1 protein-coding gene is annotated in these 504 nt (G+C 66.1%); it reads right to left on the reverse strand.

From position 1 onward, the window contains the following. Window positions 1-15: 15 nt before the first annotated feature. Window positions 16-318: a hypothetical protein gene (locus M8523_RS36545; RefSeq protein ID WP_282589684.1), complete on the reverse strand. Its 303-nt coding sequence runs from the start codon at window positions 316-318 to the stop codon at window positions 16-18. Window positions 319-504 lie beyond the last annotated feature (186 nt).

A 504-nucleotide genomic window follows, 5' to 3' on the forward strand; every position in this document is an offset into this window, starting at 1 on the left:
AGGTCTCGTTTTCCGCTATGCGGCCTGCGGGTGATCTGATTCCCTGGTGGCATGTCGAACCCGCCCAGCATCGCGGCGCTGTCCACGGCCGAGCTGAAAGCTCTGGTGGTGGATCTGCTCGGTCAGGTTTCGGCTCTGGGTCGCGTCGTCGCCGAGCAGCGGGATGAGATTGCCCGCTTGAAAGGGCTGAAGGGTCGGCCGGATATCAAGCCGAACGTGCCACCGAGCGGTATGGAGAAGGCGAGCCGTCCCCTCACCGATGCGTCCAAGCCCGCGCGTCGCGGCGGCGGTCCCAAGACGCAGCGCCGGATGATTCACGAGGATCGTGTGGTGAAGGCCGCCGTGCCGTCGGGATCGCGCTTCAAGGCTTCAAGGGCTATGCGAACTTCGTGGTGCAGGATCTCGTGCTGCGGGTCCACACCGTACGCTACCGCCGGGAACGATGGATGACGCCGGACGGCGAGACCGTGACGGCGGCCCTGCCGCCTGCCGTGACGGGTCATT

It is taken from the genome of Lichenifustis flavocetrariae, assembly GCF_026130545.1.
Lineage (GTDB): Bacteria > Pseudomonadota > Alphaproteobacteria > Rhizobiales > Beijerinckiaceae > Lichenihabitans > Lichenihabitans flavocetrariae.